Annotated in this window: 18 protein-coding genes; 7 read left to right on the forward strand and 11 right to left on the reverse strand. The window is 51.0% G+C overall.

Translation table 11 applies throughout. The annotated features are described in order from the left end of the window. Positions 1 to 32 precede the first annotated feature (32 nt). Entirely contained in the window at positions 33 to 842 is an 810-nt protein-coding gene (locus ACYVIY_RS01675; protein WP_460974510.1) for a peptidoglycan-binding protein, read from the forward strand. A 2-nt stretch (positions 843 to 844) separates the two neighbouring features. Here ACYVIY_RS01675 and ACYVIY_RS01680 read toward each other — a convergent pair whose 3' ends face one another. After that, on the reverse strand, positions 845 to 2,023 hold the full coding sequence (locus ACYVIY_RS01680) for a glycosyltransferase (protein ID WP_460974511.1): 1,179 nt from the start codon (positions 2,021 to 2,023) through the stop codon (positions 845 to 847). A gap of 2 nt (positions 2,024 to 2,025) precedes the next feature. Next, complete coding sequence (locus tag ACYVIY_RS01685; protein WP_460974512.1) at positions 2,026 to 3,234, reverse strand: glycosyltransferase family 4 protein; 1,209 nt, start codon at positions 3,232 to 3,234, stop codon at positions 2,026 to 2,028. 96 nt (positions 3,235 to 3,330) lie between these two features. Between ACYVIY_RS01685 and ACYVIY_RS01690 the strand changes: the two genes are divergently transcribed. The 5 genes from ACYVIY_RS01690 to ACYVIY_RS01710 all read left to right on the forward strand — a co-directional run bounded on the left by ACYVIY_RS01690 (position 3,331) and on the right by ACYVIY_RS01710 (position 11,336). Beyond that, entirely contained in the window at positions 3,331 to 5,001 is a 1,671-nt protein-coding gene (locus ACYVIY_RS01690) for a hypothetical protein (protein ID WP_460974514.1), read from the forward strand. 320 nt (positions 5,002 to 5,321) lie between these two features. Further along, positions 5,322 to 7,682 carry a penicillin acylase family protein gene (locus ACYVIY_RS01695; protein ID WP_460974515.1) on the forward strand — a complete coding sequence of 787 codons (2,361 nt, stop codon included), beginning with the start codon at positions 5,322 to 5,324 and terminating at the stop codon, positions 7,680 to 7,682. Positions 7,683 to 7,779: 97 nt separating this feature from the next. Continuing rightward, positions 7,780 to 9,564, forward strand: a complete 1,785-nt coding sequence (argS, locus tag ACYVIY_RS01700) for an arginine--tRNA ligase (protein ID WP_460974516.1) — start codon at positions 7,780 to 7,782, stop codon at positions 9,562 to 9,564. 168 nt (positions 9,565 to 9,732) lie between these two features. Further along, complete coding sequence (locus ACYVIY_RS01705) at positions 9,733 to 10,350, forward strand: glutathione peroxidase (RefSeq protein ID WP_460974517.1); 618 nt, start codon at positions 9,733 to 9,735, stop codon at positions 10,348 to 10,350. A 92-nt stretch (positions 10,351 to 10,442) separates the two neighbouring features. Then, positions 10,443 to 11,336 carry a 1,4-dihydroxy-2-naphthoate polyprenyltransferase gene (locus ACYVIY_RS01710; RefSeq protein WP_460975138.1) on the forward strand — a complete coding sequence of 298 codons (894 nt, stop codon included), beginning with the start codon at positions 10,443 to 10,445 and terminating at the stop codon, positions 11,334 to 11,336. A 149-nt stretch (positions 11,337 to 11,485) separates the two neighbouring features. Here the strand turns inward: ACYVIY_RS01710 and ACYVIY_RS01715 are convergent, their stop codons facing one another. The 8 genes from ACYVIY_RS01715 to hemA form a co-directional block, all read right to left on the reverse strand. Continuing rightward, entirely contained in the window at positions 11,486 to 12,436 is a 951-nt protein-coding gene (locus tag ACYVIY_RS01715; protein WP_460974518.1) for a hypothetical protein, read from the reverse strand. 12 nt (positions 12,437 to 12,448) lie between these two features. Continuing rightward, on the reverse strand, positions 12,449 to 12,946 hold the full coding sequence (locus tag ACYVIY_RS01720) for an NADH-quinone oxidoreductase subunit B (RefSeq protein ID WP_460974519.1): 498 nt from the start codon (positions 12,944 to 12,946) through the stop codon (positions 12,449 to 12,451). A gap of 24 nt (positions 12,947 to 12,970) precedes the next feature. After that, on the reverse strand, positions 12,971 to 13,516 hold the full coding sequence (locus ACYVIY_RS01725) for a hypothetical protein (protein ID WP_460974520.1): 546 nt from the start codon (positions 13,514 to 13,516) through the stop codon (positions 12,971 to 12,973). 5 nt (positions 13,517 to 13,521) lie between these two features. Then, positions 13,522 to 14,019, reverse strand: coding sequence for an NADH-quinone oxidoreductase subunit A (locus ACYVIY_RS01730; RefSeq protein WP_460974521.1), 498 nt, complete (start codon positions 14,017 to 14,019; stop codon positions 13,522 to 13,524). A gap of 76 nt (positions 14,020 to 14,095) precedes the next feature. Further along, the gene (locus ACYVIY_RS01735; protein WP_460974522.1) at positions 14,096 to 14,701 is read right to left on the reverse strand and encodes an outer membrane beta-barrel protein; all 606 of its coding nucleotides are present in this window, start codon (positions 14,699 to 14,701) and stop codon (positions 14,096 to 14,098) included. 70 nt (positions 14,702 to 14,771) lie between these two features. Continuing rightward, positions 14,772 to 15,332, reverse strand: coding sequence for a YqgE/AlgH family protein (locus tag ACYVIY_RS01740; RefSeq protein ID WP_460974523.1), 561 nt, complete (start codon positions 15,330 to 15,332; stop codon positions 14,772 to 14,774). A gap of 145 nt (positions 15,333 to 15,477) precedes the next feature. Further along, positions 15,478 to 16,068, reverse strand: a complete 591-nt coding sequence (locus ACYVIY_RS01745; protein WP_460974524.1) for a DUF4230 domain-containing protein — start codon at positions 16,066 to 16,068, stop codon at positions 15,478 to 15,480. Between the two features lie 96 nt (positions 16,069 to 16,164). Continuing rightward, on the reverse strand, positions 16,165 to 17,445 hold the full coding sequence (gene hemA, locus ACYVIY_RS01750; protein ID WP_460974525.1) for a glutamyl-tRNA reductase: 1,281 nt from the start codon (positions 17,443 to 17,445) through the stop codon (positions 16,165 to 16,167). Positions 17,446 to 17,797: 352 nt separating this feature from the next. On the opposite strand from hemA, the gene ACYVIY_RS01755 reads away from it, so the two are divergent. Further along, positions 17,798 to 18,991 carry a sensor histidine kinase gene (locus tag ACYVIY_RS01755; protein ID WP_460974526.1) on the forward strand — a complete coding sequence of 398 codons (1,194 nt, stop codon included), beginning with the start codon at positions 17,798 to 17,800 and terminating at the stop codon, positions 18,989 to 18,991. Positions 18,992 to 19,036: 45 nt separating this feature from the next. Here the strand turns inward: ACYVIY_RS01755 and ACYVIY_RS01760 are convergent, their stop codons facing one another. Continuing rightward, entirely contained in the window at positions 19,037 to 19,579 is a 543-nt protein-coding gene (locus ACYVIY_RS01760) for a hypothetical protein (protein WP_460974527.1), read from the reverse strand. Positions 19,580 to 19,585 lie beyond the last annotated feature (6 nt).

Below are 19,585 nucleotides of genomic sequence, written 5' to 3' on the forward strand. Positions count from 1 at the left end.
ACCATTGTTGGACACAGGATGAGACACGTAGTATGCTGAAAACAGCTTTCCAAAAAGAACTTACTTTTTCCGATACGCTTGAACAGGGAAGTCGTGGCGCTGATGTGAAGCGCGTTCAGGAATGGCTTTCGCTTAATGCGTTACGCTTTCCCGACGTAAGCCTGACGACAAATGTAGACGGTCAGTTTGGCCCGGCGACGAAACGGGCGGTGTGTAATTTTGAGGAAGCCGTCGACCTGCCCCGAACCGGTGTGGTTACGCCCGATTTGTTTGTGCACCTAAGCAAGCCATTGGCTACCGCTTTCCAGACAGTCGCGTCGATTCCCGATGTTCGGCAGGCGGTGGTGCAGGTCGCCCGGCTGCACTTGAAGCAACGGGCTACGGAGCTTCAGACAACCGACGCGCAGAATCTGGGTCCCTGGGTACGTAGTTACTGCGACGGTCTGGACGGTTCTCCGTTTAAATGGTGCGCTGGCTTTGTGCAAACTGTTTTGGATCAGGTGGCGTCTGCGCATGACCGTTCGTTTACGGCCATTATGCCGCAAACGTTAAGCTGTGACGTACTGGCCCTGAGCGGTCAGCAGAATGGCAGATTGATTGACAACGCCGTGCTTCAGAAGAACCCGGCCCGGATGCGGCCTGGCGACGTATTTCTGCTACGTTACCCTAAAGCTCCCGACTGGTACCATACCGGATTCATCACCAAAATTGAAGGCGATGTGGTAGAGACAATTGAAGGCAATACCGACTCGAAAGGCTCCAGCAACGGAACCGCCGTATTCGCCCGCGTCCGCAACTTTCGCAAGACGACGCTGGACGTATTCTCCATCGACGGTTTATAAGGTCAAAGGTGGGTGAAAATCGTTTCGGCGAACGCTACGTCGGAATTCTGGCTAGCCACCGTTTGCAGGTTCTCTTTCGAATACGAAATGCCCTGCGTTACAGCTTGTTCCAGCAACTGGCTGATAGCCGCTGGCGAGCTGGAATCAACCACTGCTCCTAACTGCTCCTGCTGCACCAACTGACCCATGTAGCCATAATCGGACGACAGCAGTGGCTTGCCCGAAACAGCCGCCCGAATAATCACCGAAGCCATACCCGTATGCCGTTGGTATAAGGCCAGCGCGTAATCGGCCAGTTCGAAATAAAGCTGAATCTGTTTGCCACGCGTGTCGCGGAATACGCACACGATTTGAATAGCCGGGTTTACCTCCGTGATCAGGCGTTCGATTTGTTGCTGATAATCGGGTTTGATGGCACCGACCAGCAGCACACATACGCGTGAATGTACCGTTGGATTGAGCTGTTTGAGCGATTCGATCAGTGGTTCGATGCCTTTCCGATCCTCAAGCGTGCCAAATAAGAGAAAGACTTTACGGGCGGGGTCAATACCTAACTCGGTACGTAGCTGAGCCACTTCCGCCGGGTCGATGGGGTACGACTTGACTGGGTCGGGTAGGGGAACCACCGTTACGTTGGGGTTCATCGCGCGCAGGGCGGGCACCGCCGAATGGTCGAGGCAGAACAGGTTCTTTAGGACGCCCCGGTCCAGAGCGCCCTGAAGCGTTATTTTCTTGCGGACCATGTTTAGACGGGCTTTTAAACCGGGCGGAGCGGGGTAATGAAAATCAGGCCGGAAGTAAATACCCGACACGGGGCAAGGCGATTTTCGACCACACCAGAGCGCCAGTTGAAAAATGTCCGAATACATCATCACCGCATGCGTTGGCGCGTGTTCATTGATGTAGTCCAGCAGTAAGTTCCACTCGTTGAAGGAGCGACGTACCACCGACGACTGGTGAACACGGTCGATGTCCTCGGGCGGGATGGGGATAAACCGTACGGTCGTCTGATGGGGGTCTTGTGCCAGTAACTGCTGAAAGGTTGGTTCAAACGAGGCTTGCGTAACCACGATCAGTTCACCTTTGATTCGGTAGTGAAGCCAGTAATGAATCAGGTGCGTCAGATAATCGGCGTGGTGACCATTGATGATCGTATCGAACAAAAGTATTTTCCTCGCCATATCTATGAAACTACGCGCCGGTATACGTCCAGCGTTTGATTAACTACGTTCTCGGGCGAGAAGGCCTGCTGCCGTTCGTACCCCTTTTGCCGTAACGATTGCCGCAACGTATCGTCGAGAATAACCCGCTCAATCTGCTGTTGAATACTCGCTTCCGATGTAGGGTCGAAGTAAAGGGCGGCATCCTCGGCCACTTCCGGGAAACAGGACGTATTACTCAGCACGACCGGGCAACCCGTAGCAAACGCTTCCAGGATCGGAATGCCAAACCCTTCGTACAGCGACGGATACACGAAGGCAAGGGCGTGCTCGTACAGGCGAAACAAAATAAAGTCATTAATGGCAAAATAAACTACCTGATCAGTTAGGCCGAGGCTACCGATCAACTGCTTTTCGGCATCACTAAAGTCGCCACCCCCGGCACAAACTAACCGGACGTCAGGAGACTTCTTTAAGATTGACGCGACGGCTGTCAGGAAGAAATCGAAGTTCTTGTACGTACCCCGCATGCCTACGTACAGCAGATACGTTTCGGGAGCCTGAATCTGAAACGTATCGGGTACGCTTAATGTCCGGAAGTTCGTGGCATGATGAACCACTGTTATTTTATCGGGGGCAATGGTAAAAACCTCAACCAGGTCTTTCTTGGTGTTTTTGGAGACCGCAATCACATGCGCAGCCCGGTCGAGCAGTTCTTGCTTCTGCGCCTTCGAGGCATTGTCCAGATGTCCGTACGCGTCGCCCAGTTTTTCTTTGATCACATCGTGATACGTTAGCACAAAGGGCTTGTTGCCAATGAACTTCAGAAAGTAGCTGTGGAAAAACGTCGGGTGGAAAACGTCGTAATCCTTCCGGATCAACTGAATTGAACTCAACAGGCGATTCACCTGGGAAAACAACATGCTGGTGTACATGTAGCCCAGAAAATACCGGAACGGATACGTATGGAACTGCTTGCTGTTCAGCAGGTAATCGTTATTGGAGAAGCGAACGGAGAGCGTTGTGTCGACGCCTTTCTTGCGAAGCGATACAATCAAATCGTAAAAATACCGAGCCACCCCCCCAAATCGCGCACCTGTAAAAGCCTGATGGTCGTACAAGATTTTCATAAGAAGCAAAAGCACCGCAATGTTACGCATAAAGTCGTAACCCGCGGTTACGACCGGTCCAAAACCCCGCCGTCGCCCGTCGGACGTAACGATTAAGAACATTGATGACCGATTACTCTAATGGATACATACGGTAAGCGGCTTTCTCTATTTTTTTGCGCTTTACATCATTCACAAACAACAAATACAGCAGTACTCATGCAGACTAAATACGTTCGTTTGCTCGCGCTCAGCTGGGCGATTGGTTCGACGGCTTTCGGCCAGTCGACCGGAGAGTTAGGCGGTTCGCTCCGCGAGGTGGCGGTTCAGTTGAAGCCGGTCAAAGCGGCCGATAAGGAGTTTAAACAACAGGTGAAGACGCTCGGTAATCAGCCGTATCTGGTTGCCTTCGAGGTGACCGAAACCGACAAAAAAGGGAAATCGACGGAATATATTTACGAAGTTAATCTGGCCGATGTAGACCCGAACTCGGTGAAGTATGACACCCGGAAAGATTTGATGCCGATTACGCTTAAAACCGTTAACGGGAATGACTTCGTCCGTGTGAAGGAAAACGGCCAGCTTCGGTTTAACAATACGTTGACGCTGTACGCAGAAAATATTGATAATGCGCGGGCCCTCACCGAAGCGTTACGGAGCACTCCGACGTCGGCCAAGAAACTCCTCGAAAGCCGCCTGAACGTTGGTAATTCATTATCTGCGCTAACCGATTGGCTGCGCAAGAACGTGATCGATGCCACCAGTAGTGACGAGACGTACCGGCAGACCGTAACGCTTCCCGATGCAGCAAACCCGCTGAAGGTTCGGGTCACACAACAGCAGAATACGGGCAAAAAAGTAGTCGACGAAACAACGGACCTCAATTTAGGCGACCTCGATCCGTCTGGTGTGAAGCTCGATGTGAAAGGAAAATGGATATTCATTGAAGCGAATACACGTAACCGGGAAAACTTCATCCGGCATGCGGAAGGCGGTAAGCCGAGTAACGACCGCGCCGTCCGGTTCTACTTTGCTGATCTGGAAAAAGCCCGCGAAGGCAGTATGGTTCTGCAAAAGTTGCTGCCGCTGGCTCAGCAGAAGCAAAAGGATATGGCACCCGCCTACCGCTCCGCCGACGATACGCAGCAGCGCCTAGTTGCCGCTTTGAAACCCATCGGTGGCGTTGAGCAGTCGTTGAAGCCCGGCTGCCAGACCGTGTTTACAGTTGCCGAATCAGGGAAGACAACGGAGTACCGCTTCTTCTGGGGAGATCTGAACGAGAAAGCAACCAAGCTGAGTGCATCGGGTAAGGCGTTCACCCTCGAACTGGCCATGCCTACCAAGCAGAAGTACATAGAAGTCTGGCGAAACGGCGAAAAGCAAAGCTACGTTGGCGAACTGGAGATCCAGACGGACGATATTGAAGTAATTCGGTACCTGCCGGGGCAACTGGAAAAGATGATTCCGCAGTGTAGGGATAGCCGAAAACTGACTGTACCGGGCGGCAGTACTGAAGCGAAGCTTGACTTCGTGTCGCAGAAGTTAACGCCCGTGCAGGCCGGACGTAAAACCATAACCCAAAAGCTGGAAAAGGCGGGTGGCTGTGCCATCAAAGTGACGCAAAGCACAAGCGATGGTAAGAAAACCGTGGACGAACAGTTCGAATTCAGCTTAAGTGAAATCGATCCGTTGGCAGTAGAGCTTGTTACGTCTGGCGACGAAGCCTATGTGCAGTTGATGACCAAAAGCAAAGAGAAAACCATCAAGGCGTTCAAAAACGGCAGTCCATCTAACTACGTCAACGCCGTTCAGTTCTTCGGTAACGACATTCCAACGGGTTTGCAGGTGCGTGAAGCCTTCCGTCAGGCGGTACAAGGTTGTAAGAAATAGACCTAAAAGTGACAGACCTACTCCATAAGTCGAGTAGGTCTGCGCTATCATCATAGGTTAGTTAGATTGAGGTATTGCCTTACAGGAATTTTTAGGGTTGCGTAATGGCAAAAGTCAACGAAACGCTGTGCCTGTTTGGGGCTTTATTCTCGTCTATCTGGGACCGCATTTTGTCCGCTACGTTGGGGATAAACGACGCTTAGCCCGACAGTTGCTCTTATAGGCTAAGTAACAAAAAGAAATGCGTACGGTTGTTAAATGTCAGTTAAAGTTGTATTGTGCACAGCGTTAACCGGTTCATTTCAACTACGTACCACGCTATGCGTTCGTTACTTCTGCTTGCCTTACTTCTTCTTACGGCCCATTCTTCTTTTTCGCAACGAATACCGGGTTTGCAACAGCCCGTCGAAATAATCCGCGACCGCTGGGGCGTCAACCATATTTATGCGAAGAACGAACATGATCTGTTCTTTGCTCAGGGCTATGCCGCAGCCCAGGATCGGCTCTTTCAACTCGAAATCTGGCGTCGTCAGGCAACGGGTACGGTGGCGGAGCTGCTTGGACCGCAGGAGGCAAAACGCGACATCGGTACCCGACTGTTTCGGTTTCGTGGCAACCTCGATCAGGAGTTGAAGCATTATCACCCGCGTGGCCCGCAGATCGTCAGGGCGTTTGTGGATGGGGTCAATGCCTATATTACGCAGATACTCAAAACGCCCGAAAAGCTACCGTTCGAATTTCAGGTACTCAATACGAAACCAGGGCTGTGGACGCCCGAGGTGGTCATCAGCCGACATCAGGGGCTAGCCTATAATGTACGCGAAGAGTTGAACTATGGGCGGTTGGTGAAACTGATTGGTGCTGATAAACTTCGGGAGTTGCAATGGTTTCATCCCCTGCCCACTGGCAGTAAAGCGAACCAACCCGACTTAACGCTTCACGTGAACGGCAAGGAATTGTTTCAACCCATTCTTGAACTATACGAAGCATTCCGATTACCCTTAAAATTTGGTGGTCAGCCTGCCAAAGCCGACGAAGACGAAGCACTACGCTCTAGGGAGACAATTGATGACTGGTTCAACGTAGATAGGCAGTACGTTGGCTCGAACAACTGGATCATTTCGGGCAATAAGTCAGCCAGTGGTTATCCGATGTTGGCGAATGACCCGCATCGGGCGCAGTCTACGCCCTCGCTGCGGTACTGGGTACATTTGAACGCGCCGGGCTGGAACGTAATAGGAGCTGGAGAGCCGACGCTGCCCGGTATTTCCATTGGACACAACGATTACGGTGCCTGGGGGCTGACCATTTTTGAGACAGACAACGAAGACCTGTACGTCTACGAAACCAATCCGGCTAACCCGAATCAATACCGCTATAAAGGCCGCTGGGTAACCATGAAAACGCTGGTAGAAACTATTCCCGTTAAGGGCGCACAGTCGGTTCGGGCGGAGCTAAAATTCACTCAGCATGGTCCGGTGGTGTTTGAGGATAAAAAGAACCATAAAGCCTATGTCGTTCGGGCGGGTTGGCTGGAAGTAGGCTGTTCGCCTTATCTGGCGAGCCTGCGCATGAATCAGGCCCGCAACTGGACCGAATTCCGCCAGGCTTGTGCGTTCAGTCGGCTACCGGGGGAAAATATGATCTGGGCTGATAAAACTGGTACGATTGGCTGGCAGTCGGTTGGGCTGTCGCCGATTCGCAAGAATTTTACGGGGCTGGTGCCTGTTCCGGGCGATGGCCGCTTTGAATGGGGTGGCTACCTGCCTATTACGCAACTGCCCAACAAGCTTAATCCGCCAGAAGGATACGTAGTCACGGCAAACAACAACCTTACGCCCACTACGTACCCGTACCGGAACGCCGTTGGCTGGACCTGGTCTAGTCCGGCCCGGGCGCATCGGATCGAGGAAATGCTGAGCGATGGGAAACGGAAGACCCTGACGGATTTCATGGCGCTGCAGGCTGACTATCTCGCCATTCCGGCCCGAACGTTGGTTCCCTTGCTGCAAAATCTCTCATCGACCGAAACCCGTACCGAACAGGCGATGGCGTATTTACGACGGTGGGATTACAAACTTGAGCCGAGTTCGGTGGCGGCTTCGATCTACGTAGCGTGGGAAGGGCAGTTAAAACAAGCGGTTTACGCGCAAAACGTACCTCAAAATGCCCGGCCTTATCTCAAAAGCTTACCCTCGAAGCGGGTAATTGACGCCCTGCTGGTTCCGACTACCAATCGCGATAGTTTGCTATTAACCTGTCTAGACCGGGCCGTAGCTGAACTCTCGAAACGGCTTGGTAACGAGATGGAGGACTGGGTGTATGGGCAGCGAAAGAACAAACACATCACGATTACGCATCCGCTGAACAACATGGTCGACAAGGCGATGCAACAGAAAATTAACCTTGGGCCGGTAGCCCGGGGCGGGTACGCCGAAACGGTAAATGCCACAGCCAATGATCTGAACCAGACGCACGGAGCCTCGTTCCGTATTTTGGTAGATACCGAAAATTGGGATAAAACATTGGGCATCAATAGTCCGGGTCAGTCGGGCGATCCGGCGAGTCCGCATTACAGAGACTTATTTCCGATCTGGGCGGAGAATGGCTACTTCCCGGTGTTCTTCTCAAAGCCCAAAGTCCAGTCCGTAGCGGAAAGCACCGCTGTGCTACAGCCTTAACGACTGTTGCGGTTGCAAACAGACGTAATGCCGTACCTCCGGCTATATTTCGTAGGTTTGTAACCGCAAACCGCAAGACAGGCGGTTCAACTCGTTCATGGATATTCAGGAAGATTTAAAAGGAGCCATTCAACGCGCCATTGCTGAACTGTATCAGCAGGAGGGGGTTGACGTGGTTTTGCAACCGACCAAAAAAGAATTTGAAGGACTGTATACGTTCGTTACGTTCTCACTAACGAAAGCACTTCGACAACCGCCCGCAGCAATTGGACAAGCTATCGGCAGTTGGCTGGTTGAAAATAGCGATGTCGTCAGTGGCTTCAACGTCGTGCAGGGATTTCTAAATATCAGCGTCGCCGATGCCGCCTGGGTCACCGTCATCAACGACATCGCGGCTGATGCCGACTTCGGTACGTTGCCCTCGAAAGGACAGTCGGTCATGGTCGAATTTTCCTCCCCAAACACGAATAAACCGCTGCACCTTGGGCATTTGCGCAATAACTTCCTGGGTGATTCGGTAAGCCGTATTCTGAAAGCCAACGGCTACGAAGTCACGAAAACGTGCATCGTCAACGATCGGGGAGTGCACATCTGCAAATCCATGCTGGCCTATTGCATGTTCGGCAATGGCGAAACGCCGGAGTCGGCAGGCATGAAAGGCGATCACCTGATCGGGAAGTATTACGTCCTTTTCGACAAAGCGTACAAAGCGCAGGTCGAAGAGATGGTTAATGAGGGAACCCCAAAGGAAGAGGCCGAGAAGAAAGCCCCTTTGATGCAGGAAGTACAGCAGATGCTTCGCCTTTGGGAGCAGGGCGATCCGGATACCGTTACGCTCTGGCGGCAACTGAACGACTGGGTGTATGCCGGTTTCGACGCTACGTACCAAAGCATTGGTGTAAGCTTCGATAAGACGTATTACGAATCAAATACGTATCTGCTCGGTAAGGAAGTCGTTGAAGAAGGCCTGCAAAAAGGCGTTTTTTACCGCAAAGACGATAGCTCGGTCTGGATCGACCTGACCGAAGACGGACTGGATCAGAAGCTCGTTCTGCGTGCTGATGGTACGTCGGTGTACATGACTCAGGACCTCGGTACGACCGATCTGAAATACCAAGATTTTCACAACGACCGTCAGATCTGGGTGGTTGGCAACGAGCAGGATTACCATTTCAATGTATTGTTCGCTATCCTGAAACGACTCGGTCGGCCGTACGCCAACGGACTGTATCACCTGTCGTATGGGATGGTCGATCTGCCAACGGGTAAGATGAAATCGCGGGAAGGTACGGTTGTCGACGCCGATGATCTGATCCAGGAAACCACCGAAGCCGCTGCTACTGCCGCCGACGAAGCCGCCAAAGGTAAACTCGACGAATTCAGCGAAGCTGAGAAAGCTGAGTTGTTTAAGATGCTGGGACTAGGCGCCCTTAAATATTACCTGCTGAAAGTCGATCCCCAGAAGCGGATGCAGTTCAACCCCGCCGAATCCGTAGATCTGCACGGCAACACGGGGCCATACATTCAGTACGTTCACGCCCGTATTCGATCCGTTTTACGGAAAGCAGCTGAGATGGGCGTATTGACCGATGGAGTTGTAGAGGCCAGTATCTTAGATGAGATTGAGCAGCAGCTTGTGTTTCAGCTCAGTCAGTTTCCGCAACGAGTGAAAGAGGCCGGTGATGACTATGCACCGTCGTACATTGCGCAGTATGCTTATGAGTTAGCGAAGACGTTTAACCAGTTCTACGACAAGCTATCGATCCTGAAAGAGACTGATCCGATTAAGCTGCATACGCGTCTTGTACTGTCGAAATCCGTCGCGGAGACTATCCGTAAGAGCATGGATCTGCTGGGCATACAGGTTCCGGAAAAGATGTAATGCTCAGGTGAAGTGGATTACGCTATCGCTTTCAACGCAAAGTTCAGTATATATTCGTGACGTCACCGATTAACAAGCGATTAGAGTTTACGATCTGTAAACTATTTCGTTGATCATCCCGTTTTGCCAGTAATCCAAACAAACCCAAGTTCTTACCCCTAGTTCGCTATGAAAAATAGAATCCTACTTACACTCACCGCTCTTGGTGTGTTTATTCTTGCTTCTGGTTTTATGTTTAAAAACATTGTGAAAGGCATTTTCAGCGATAAAAGTGAAATCGCTGTAGCCCCGGCTGAAATCGACGCTCCCACCAAGTCGCTTTACGACTTCACCGTAAAAAGCATCGACGGCAAACCTGTATCGCTCAGTGGTTTCAAAGGAAAGAAAGTCGTTATCCTGAACGTAGCGTCGAAGTGTGGGTTTACGCCCCAGTACGCTGATTGGGAGAAGTTTTACAAGCAGCATGGCGATAAAATTGTGGTACTCGGCTTCCCAGCCAACAACTTCGCGAGTCAGGAGCCAGGTAGCAACGAGGAAATTGCTTCGTTCTGCCAGAAGAATTACGGCGTATCATTCCCGATGTTCGAAAAAGTAAGCGTGGCCGGTAACGATCAGTCTCCTCTGTATCAGTGGCTGACGACCAAGTCAATGAACGGCTGGAACGACAAAGCCCCAACCTGGAATTTCTGCAAATACGTTATCAACGAAAAAGGCGAACTGACGCACTTCTTCGCATCGAAGATCAAACCCGACGACGAAGAGTTCAAGAAGGCAGTAGGCATTTAAACAATGAGTGAAAGAGCGAATTAGTGATTGAGTGAAATGTGCGTCAGCTATTCACTCAATCACTAATTCGCTCTTTCACTAAACGAAACATGATGAATCCCTGGGTTGCAGCTGCCCGACCGCGTACATTGCCGCTGGCCTTAGCTAGTATTATCCTTGGCAGCTTTTTGGCCTGGGCCGATTTGCAGTTTGACTGGCGGATCGCTCTGTTAGCCGCGCTGACCACGATCTTCCTCCAGATTCTTTCCAATTTTGCGAACGACTATGGTGACGCCGTGTCGGGTAAAGACACCGAGTTGCGGGTAGGACCACGCCGGGCCGTGGCAACGGGCGATATTACCAAAGAGGCAATGCTGCGTGGTATCATCGTTACGTCTATTCTTTCGCTGATTAGCGGTGTCTGGCTGCTGGTCGTTTCGTTTCAGAAGGCCGACGCCAGTATTTTCTGGTTCTTCTTCATTCTTGGCTTATTGTCGATTGCCGCAGCGATTGGGTATACGAACGGCAAACGTCCGTATGGCTATGCAGGTTTTGGTGATATTGCCGTCCTGATGTTCTTCGGCTGGGTTGGTGTGCTGGGTACGTACTTCCTGCATACGTTATCATTCAGCCCGATTCTTTTATTACCAGCAACCAGTGTTGGCTTATTTGCTACCGGTGTTCTGAACATCAATAACATTCGCGATATTGAAACGGATACAATGACTGGTAAACGCTCGATTCCAGCCCGACTAGGGCTTTCGTTGGCCATCCGTTACCATTGGGGGCTACTTCTTGCCGGTATGTTTTGCGCCCTGGTGTACTCGTTTCTTACCAGCGCAAATTGGTTCAGTTGCCTATACATACTAGCTTTCCCTCTATTCGTCATAAACGGTCGGGCGGTTGCTACCCACAAACGTCCGGTTGAGCTGAACGCACGCTTAGGCCAGCTCGCCCTAACGACGCTGTTATTCGTGGTGTTGTTTGGAATCGGGCAGGTGCTGTAACCTCAACTAAACGGGGAGAGGATACGTATTACTACCCCTCCCGGCCTCCCCTAGAAGGGGAGGAGTTTTTGACTGGCAGGCTCTGCTGCTTCCCTTCGAGGGGAGGACGGGTACAACAGCCTTTACAGAGGGAAATTCAGTCTTGCCTACTAGATTGTAGCAGAAGGTGCTTCCGTGTTGTTTTCCGAGTCAAGTGTATCTGGCGACTGGTTAGTCCCTGGAACGTACACTGGCTGAATCACGGGTTTGGGTAGTGTCGTATAGATGCTGTAAGCTGCTCCCAGCGCCCAAACTTTCAGGCCGATCCTGGCAAAGACCAGTGCCTGCTGAATGAGAAACATCAGGAGAATCGTAAGCCAGCCACTCATCAGAATCGTGGCATCCAGCAACAGGTAAAGGCCCAGCATTCCCGCGCCAATCAACAGGAACAGCCAGTATAATCCATACGTCCTGCGAAGATTACGTAGCACGAGCCGCCCCGCCTGGCCGAATGCACGGAAGGAGTTGGGTTCGTCTTCGCGAAACATGAGCACTTTCGCGTAATCACTTACGCAAAGGACGAGCGTAGCCGTTAAAACGAACAAGGCAAAGAAAGCGACCCCAATCCAGAAGAGGCCGCGCTCGGTCAACGTATCGCTAAGCAGAACGCCAGCCAGCGTACCAAGTATAAGCCAGATGCCTGCCCCGGCTACCAGAAACAGGCCGGTTACGCCAAGTAATCGGGTGAAGCGACCAACGTAATGACTACACGCCTGCCAGAAAACACCGGCATTAAACCGTCCTTGAGGCTGAGCAAAACTCACTAGTATGCCACCGCCGAAAAATAGGCTCAGACATACGTACAGAACACCCAGCCAGCTGCCAACGCTCAGCAGCGGATCAATGGCTTTTCCACTCTGGTGCATAAAGTCCGAATACACCGTATAATCGAATCCGTCCAGCAGATTCAGAAAGGCTAGTGAGCTCTGGCCCTCGGCTTTCAGTGTGTTATAGAACGGAATGGCTGCCAATAGGCCCAACACCAACGTAACGCCATACATCAGCCAGAGAAGCCGAATTGCAGTAAGGGTTTGCCGAAAGGTGCTGGATAAGACAGACACAGCTAAAAAGATTTATTTTGAGTTCAGCAGCGGATGTTCGGTTCTGATCTTTTCCTGAAGCTTCAGAAACCCGTCAATTAACGCTTCGGGGCGGGGCGGACAGCCCGGCACGTACACATCCACGGGAATAATTCGGTCAACCCCTTTCACGACATGGTAACCATGCTGCCAGTAAGGGCCACCACAGTTCGAGCAGGAGCCCATTGAAATCACGTAACGTGGTTCCGGCATCTGCTCATAGAGCCGCCGAATGCGGTCGGCCATCTTGTAAGTCACGGTACCCGATACAATCATAATATCGGATTGGCGGGGGGAAGGACGCGGAAAAATGCCGAATCGATCAAGATCATAATTAGCCGCGAACGCCTGCATCATTTCGATGGCGCAGCAGGCCAGCCCGAAACTCATCGGCCATAGCGACTTCTCCCGCGACCAGTTCAGGAGTTCCTCCGAGTGCAGCAGAATGACACTTGCTTCGCCGGTTTTATTGGATGGATCAGATAAATTCATGCCGTTAATTTACAAAACAACGCATTAAGGTTGAGCGCGGTTCAGGACGTCGATTTGATACGAGTAGGTAAACGGTTCGAGCTGTCGGCGCAGGTTTTCACGGGCTTCCTCACGGTCTCTGCCGCGTGGTCGAATCACTTTCCGGGCGATTGGTCCAATGCGATAGCCTAATAAGCCGCCGGTAGCGGCCCCGCCGACCATCGCTAAACCAAGGTTAAGGCTGTAGACCGCTGGACTGCGAAACCCATTTTTCTTTGACGATTGAATGACCGTATACCCGAGTACCAGCGCGCCAACAACGCCCCCCTGAATGGCGCTTTTTTTGCGGCTATTCCGACGCAGCACCAGCTTCCTGACGTTCGCCAGCGGAACCTCGCCATCTTCATACCGAAAGCCGTTACTCGTTTCGTTGCTTAAGCTGATCGCTGTCTGGGAAACATCATCCAGGATGCCGATGAACCGATCTCCTTCCAGCGTAACGATCTTTATTTTATACGACTCCGGTTTAGACGTTTGAGCATACGCAGCCGGTACGCATAACAGCAGGAAAACCAGCGCGTAATATCTCATAGAGGCTAACTGGTTTGCCGGGGTTGGGTACCCACGGCAGAACGGTATTTAGCGTTTACCTGGTCATACAAGGCCTTCGGCACTTTCGTCTCCATAGTTGGTACTTTCGGATCTGGTTTTACCCAGTCCAGATACCCTTTCGCCCATACATACGCTAAACCCAATCCGAGGATAACCACGAACAAGATGGCTTCAATCAGGGCAAACCAGCCCCAGGCCCCATTTGTAGCCTCAATCAGCCGAGACTGCCCAAACACCGTAGCCCAAGGAAAGAGGAACACCAGTTCTACATCAAACAGCACGAACACCAGCGCCACTACGTAGAACCGAATGTTGAACTGCACATTCGCGTTGCCTATGGGCTCTTCCCCCGACTCATACGTACTGTTTTTCTCGACGTTTGGTCGGTCTGGACGTAAGAGCCGAGCAATAAACAAGACGATGCCGATAAAGGCAAAGGCGGCCACAATGAACAGTAAAATGATGCCGAAATCAGAGAGCATAAGTCAAGGTGGCCACAAACGTCAGAACTAAATACAAAGCGCACAAGCAGCGGTATAAGGGTACCGGCTGTAGGGTTTACTTCTTTTTCTTTTTGTAGAAGTTGTAAACAACGGCAACCTGGAAGGCTCGGTTTTTATACGTAGCCAGCGGTTCGGGCGATACGTTGGTGTAGCCCTGTACGTAACGGACGTGCAAACTAAGCTTATCGAGCAGATCAAGAAAGTCGTAATGAGCACCAACCACCAGGCCAACATCGTTTTTGGCACCGGGGCCATTCGTCTGACCAGCGTTCAGGGCGTAGCTGAACTCCGGGCCAACCTGCAACGTAATGCCTTCGGTCGGAATGAAGCCAAACAGGACAGGTACGCTGGCGTAGTAATAGCTATTAGCCGTTGTCTGACGGCCTCCCACGCGCTCGATCTGAAAGTTCGCGCCTTTTACGGAAAGCAACACTTCGGGTTGAATCACAAACCGCTGAAGCCGGTACCGATACATAACCCCCAGGTGGGGTTGCAAAGTCTGCTTGGGAATATTAGGGCTAATGCCAGAAATCTGCACCTGCGTTAGCGACGCACCAGCCTTAAAACCGAAGTGGCCACCAACGGGGTTATTGCTTTGCGCCCAGGCGAAAAGGGGCGAGAAAACCAGAAACGCAAAAAAGAGTAATCGATTCGTGTGCATACGGGAACTGTTGGAAGAGAATAGACCCTTCGATAACGCATTATCAGCCCGCAAAATTGGTTAAAAAAAGTTAATTCAGCCGTGGGTCAACCGGATAATGGGCAATGGATTTATATTCTCCCCCCATCCGCTTTAAAACACCCCGCCAGAATTCGTTGGTAGGCGTGTTAAACAGAAAGTTAGCATCGGTCCGGCTAACAATCCAGGCCTTTTGCCCGAGTTCTTCGTCAAGTTGCCCTTCGCTCCAGCCCGAATACCCAATAAAGAACCGAATGTCCTTGTCGGCCAGGGTGCCTAGATTGACGGCCTGCTTGACCTGATCAAAGTCACCACTCCAGAATAAGCCGTCGTTTATTCGAATCGAGTTGTCGATCAGATCGGGGCGTCGGTGAATAAAATGCAGTGTATTCTGCTGTACTGGTCCTCCTACAAACAAAGGCAGTTCGGCGTGAACTTCATCGATGACATCGCTCAGGTGAATATCGGTCAGTTGGTTAAGCACCAGACCGAACGTACCAGCCGCGCTATGCTCACAAACCAGCACCACACTGCGTTCAAAGTTCGTGTCGCCCATGAAAGGTTCGGCAATCAGCAAATCTCCGTTTGTAACGGTTGGCGTATTGGTGTTCATGGGACATCGTATGTTGATAGGTTCGTATTGAGAAAACGACTTTTCGAAAGCTATGTTACTCAAAAACTATTGAATTGGCCTCGTAAGCGAAGAAACAACCAGTATACGGAACGGCTGTGGATCCAGATTGCCCCACTGGCTCTGTTTACTGGTTGAACGTAACGCGCACTTTTTTGTTTGAAACCCGTTCCAGTAAAGGCCGCAGGAGCTGATCGGCATTGTGACGCGCCTGCTCCAGAATACCTCCGTTTAAAGCCGACTGACGAATCTGCTTTTCCGCCTGGCGATACGCATCACTGACCAATTGCGAGTCATCTAAAAAAGAGAATTTAGTGTCGTACACCCGGGAGCGGTCGTGGTTGATCTTCCAACTACACAACTCGGGCTGCGGTAACTCAACAATTACTGAATCTGCGGTCGTACTGATACTGGCGGGTGCCAACTGAGTTAGGTCGATGCAGCCTGTGGCTTCGCCTTCTACGATAAGCACGGCATTAGCGTTGGGCAGCAAGGTGTTGATCTGCTCGTGCTCGACAATGTCTTTGAATGTGTACTTCACCAATTCAAGCTTACCCAGTGCGGTTACTTCTTTTAGAACAATGCTTTGTGTACTGTCATTACGTCGGAAGCGGCTCAGAACAGAAGCTGTACGTACCTGTTCCCATACCGCAATGAGACCCGCTATCAGTACGGCGGTAAGAAACAGGCGAAGAAGGGCAGTGATAAGCTTAGGCATAGCAAGGGTGGGTTAATGCGGAAACTCGACCCTATAACAACGAAAAACTCCCAAATCGTTGCCAATCCGGGAGTTTTGCATTAGATCTATCTGTTGTTAAACGCGCTTAGGTTCTTCGGCGGTTTGTTTCTCTAAATCAAATAAATCATTCAGGACATCGATCAGGGTCTCGGCTTCACCGCGTTTACAAGCGGCTTTCAACTGCAAAACGGGAAGCTTGATAATCTTTTGCATGATGCCCCGCGTGATCTTGTCTACTTTCTCTGATTCATCGGGTGTCAGATGCTTCAGGTGACGGGCAATCTCATCGCGACGAATTTGCTCTAAGGCATTCTTCAGCTTGTTGATGGTCGGTGATACCACCATTTCCTTCGACCAGTCGCCGAACTCGGCTACCGATTGGCTGATAATGGCTTCAACCTGCGGAATAGCGGCCAGCCGTTGATTCAACGCTTCGTCGGCGCGGTTCCGGATGTGGTCGATATTGTAAACCAGTACACCCGGAATCTGCTCAACCGCAGCATCGACGCTACGTGGCACCGACAAATCAATGAAATATTTATACGTCAGTACGTTAATGTCTCGCAATAAGCTCGGCGTGATAAGCGGCTCGTCGCGCATGACCGACGAAATGATGACGTCGGCCCGTTGAATTTCGTCGGTTAGGTTCGCAAAATCCGCCACCCGGAATCCGTACTGTTCGGCCAGTGCTTCGGATTTCGCCTGCGTGCGGTTGCAAAGCGTAATATTCTGCCCATCGCGATCAGCCAGATTTTTGCACACATCGGCTCCAATTTCACCTAAGCCGATAACCAGTATATTGGGGTGCTGATTGGCGCCAACCAGTTCGTCAATCAATTCTACAGACGCGTACGAAACCGAAGCGGCTCCGTCCCGAAAGGCGGTTTCCTGAGCAACCCGCTTGTTGGTGAAAAAGATCGTGTGCATCAGCCGATGCAGGAACGGTCCGGCCATTTCCAGATCCGCCGACCATTGGTAGGACTGCTTTACCTGATTCGGTATCTGCATATCGCCTACTACCTGCGAATGCAACCCAACGCATACTTCAAACAAATGCCGAACGGCCTCCTCGTGCGCTCCGAAAAATTGAAAATAAGGCAGGTAATTGTCGGTATCCAGAAGCCCTTTCTCGATGAGTAACAGGCGGGCAATATCAGCGTTAATGTCTTGTTCAAAAGCGTAATACACCTCCGTACGGTTGCAGGTCGAGATGACGAGCAAGTCCGTCAGCCCGAAGAAATCCCGCAGCCGAAGCATCAGCCGCTTCGCTTCGTCTTCGTTAAGTGCAATTAGTTCACGTACCCGAAGAGGGGCCGTTTTGTGCGATAAACTAATTGATTTAAATGTATCTAGCATTGGTCCGAATCACACTAATTGGCTATTGGCCTTCGCAAATTTACAGCACAATCGTCGTAGATGAAAATGCACTGTATAAACGGGGTAGTTATTTAGAAACTATATAAATAACTAGTAAACTTCTTGCTACAATCCAATTTACAGATAGAACACAAGTGCTTTGTCAGTGGTTCTTTTTTGTACAATCAGCCGTATTTTTTCGTTAACTACCTGTACGCAGTACCTGGCTAACAACCGAATAAAAGAAGTGAATTTTCTGAACGGAGACCACGTATCGAGGTTGATTCTAAACCGCTTTCCGATCAGTCATCACGTTCGTAAACCCTGATTTTGCTGATCAGAGCCCCGCGCCATGCTAAAGTCATTTGACATTTATAGTCAGAACAACATTCTCAAAATTATTGTGGCCCTGAATCTACTGCTGGTGGGTACGGGTTCGCTACTGTACACGAATCGCCTGATTAACAAGCTGGAAGATCGTGAATATCAGTACGTGCAGTTATACACAAGGGCGATTGCCTACGCCAGCGATACCAGCCATACGAATGCCGGGGATATGAACTTTGTGACCAGCGAAATTCTGGAGGCAAACAAAACGATTCCGGCCATTTACGTCGACCCAGACGGGTATATATCCATGCAGGTTAATCTGAATACACCCGGCCATTTTTCCGACAAGGAGAAACAGGACTTCTGGCGGCAGAAGATTGTGGAGATGAAAAAGAAACACCCCCCAGTCGTGGTGGAACTGGGTAATGGCGAACGGGGGCTGGTATACTATAGTAATTCGAATCTGTTACGCCAGTTAACGTACTTTCCGTATGTCTTACTGACGATCCTGACGGCTCTGGGTGTGCTGGCTTATCTGGCCTTTAGCTCATCCCGACGGGCCGAGCAGAATCGCGTTTGGGTCGGCTTAGCTAAAGAAACGGCTCACCAGTTGGGCACGCCTATGTCGTCGCTGATGGCGTGGGTGGAGTACATGCGCTCTGATCCAGCGCAGTACGATCAGTCGATAACCGACGAAATTGAAAAGGACGTACGTCGCCTAGAGACCATTACGGCGCGTTTTTCGAGCATAGGCTCTATTCCTACGTTGAAAGAAGAGAATCTGAACGAGGTCGTTCAGCAGTTCACTGATTATCTATCCCGGCGAATCTCCACGAAGGTGAAAATGACGCTAAATAGCCAACTGCCGCCTAATCAACTCGTTAAAATCAATAAGCTACTGTTTGAATGGGTGATTGAAAACATCTGTAAAAACGCCGTTGATGCCATGAAAGGGACGGGCGAGCTACGGCTAAATATGGTGCCGCTGCCGCATCAGGAGGTGGCCATCGACATTACGGATACCGGAAAGGGAATCTCGAAGAAGAACCTGCAAAAGGTGTTTTCGCCGGGGTTCAGCACCAAAAAAAGGGGTTGGGGACTTGGCTTAACCCTGGCTAAACGTATCGTTGAGGAGTACCATGACGGTCGACTCTACGTGAAGCATTCCGAAGTCGGCAAAGGAACCACTTTCCGGATTGTGCTGAACAGCGACTAAAAAAGCCTGGCCGATCAGACCAGGCTTTCTCTCAGAAGTTATCAGTTACCGCGGGAAGGGAAGGCTGATTGTATCCGTTTCGACCACATTGCTGGTGTTCAGGTCGCGGTCACGAATCCGGATCTGGAACTTTACCGGGTAGAACTGAGAAGACGAACCGTACAGGAACGTCTGGTTGAAATCCAGCGAGCCCTCAATGGCACCTTTGGGTTTTCCTTTGGTCAGATCAGGGAAAAACAGGGTTAGTAGCTCGGGTGAGACAAACTCAACAAACTGTCGGTTGATAAGCCGGAACGTTTTGATCTCATAGTTGCCCCAGCCGCCGTTCTGTTTATATCTGATGGAGTCTTCCCGAGCGATAGGAATGTTGTTGCCCAGGTTACCGTCGCCATCTTTAAACCCGATGGTAACAACAACCGAGTCGCGCTTGCCACGGCCAACGCCCCGCTGCGCTTCAAGCGTGTATTTAAACATGCTTCTAAAACTGATCTCGGGGGTATTAGAGTAGTTAGGCTCGTTGAAGCAGGCCGACATGGTCAGGGCTACGCCCAATGTAAAGAGATACGGTTGAATTAGTTGCCGTCGCATACTGTT

This window comes from Spirosoma knui (assembly GCF_054780635.1).

Coding starts and splice junctions, on each gene's coding strand:
- ACYVIY_RS01675 (WP_460974510.1), top strand. CDS start 33: ATGCTGAAAACAGCTTTCCAAAAAGAACTTACTTTTTCCGATACGCTT.
- ACYVIY_RS01680 (WP_460974511.1), bottom strand. CDS start 2,023: ATGGCGAGGAAAATACTTTTGTTCGATACGATCATCAATGGTCACCAC.
- ACYVIY_RS01685 (WP_460974512.1), bottom strand. CDS start 3,234: ATGTTCTTAATCGTTACGTCCGACGGGCGACGGCGGGGTTTTGGACCG.
- ACYVIY_RS01690 (WP_460974514.1), top strand. CDS start 3,331: ATGCAGACTAAATACGTTCGTTTGCTCGCGCTCAGCTGGGCGATTGGT.
- ACYVIY_RS01695 (WP_460974515.1), top strand. CDS start 5,322: ATGCGTTCGTTACTTCTGCTTGCCTTACTTCTTCTTACGGCCCATTCT.
- argS (WP_460974516.1), top strand. CDS start 7,780: ATGGATATTCAGGAAGATTTAAAAGGAGCCATTCAACGCGCCATTGCT.
- ACYVIY_RS01705 (WP_460974517.1), top strand. CDS start 9,733: ATGAAAAATAGAATCCTACTTACACTCACCGCTCTTGGTGTGTTTATT.
- ACYVIY_RS01710 (WP_460975138.1), top strand. CDS start 10,443: ATGAATCCCTGGGTTGCAGCTGCCCGACCGCGTACATTGCCGCTGGCC.
- ACYVIY_RS01720 (WP_460974519.1), bottom strand. CDS start 12,946: ATGAATTTATCTGATCCATCCAATAAAACCGGCGAAGCAAGTGTCATT.
- ACYVIY_RS01725 (WP_460974520.1), bottom strand. CDS start 13,516: ATGAGATATTACGCGCTGGTTTTCCTGCTGTTATGCGTACCGGCTGCG.
- ACYVIY_RS01730 (WP_460974521.1), bottom strand. CDS start 14,019: ATGCTCTCTGATTTCGGCATCATTTTACTGTTCATTGTGGCCGCCTTT.
- ACYVIY_RS01735 (WP_460974522.1), bottom strand. CDS start 14,701: ATGCACACGAATCGATTACTCTTTTTTGCGTTTCTGGTTTTCTCGCCC.
- ACYVIY_RS01740 (WP_460974523.1), bottom strand. CDS start 15,332: ATGAACACCAATACGCCAACCGTTACAAACGGAGATTTGCTGATTGCC.
- ACYVIY_RS01745 (WP_460974524.1), bottom strand. CDS start 16,068: ATGCCTAAGCTTATCACTGCCCTTCTTCGCCTGTTTCTTACCGCCGTA.
- hemA (WP_460974525.1), bottom strand. CDS start 17,445: ATGCTAGATACATTTAAATCAATTAGTTTATCGCACAAAACGGCCCCT.
- ACYVIY_RS01755 (WP_460974526.1), top strand. CDS start 17,798: ATGCTAAAGTCATTTGACATTTATAGTCAGAACAACATTCTCAAAATT.
- ACYVIY_RS01760 (WP_460974527.1), bottom strand. CDS start 19,579: ATGCGACGGCAACTAATTCAACCGTATCTCTTTACATTGGGCGTAGCC.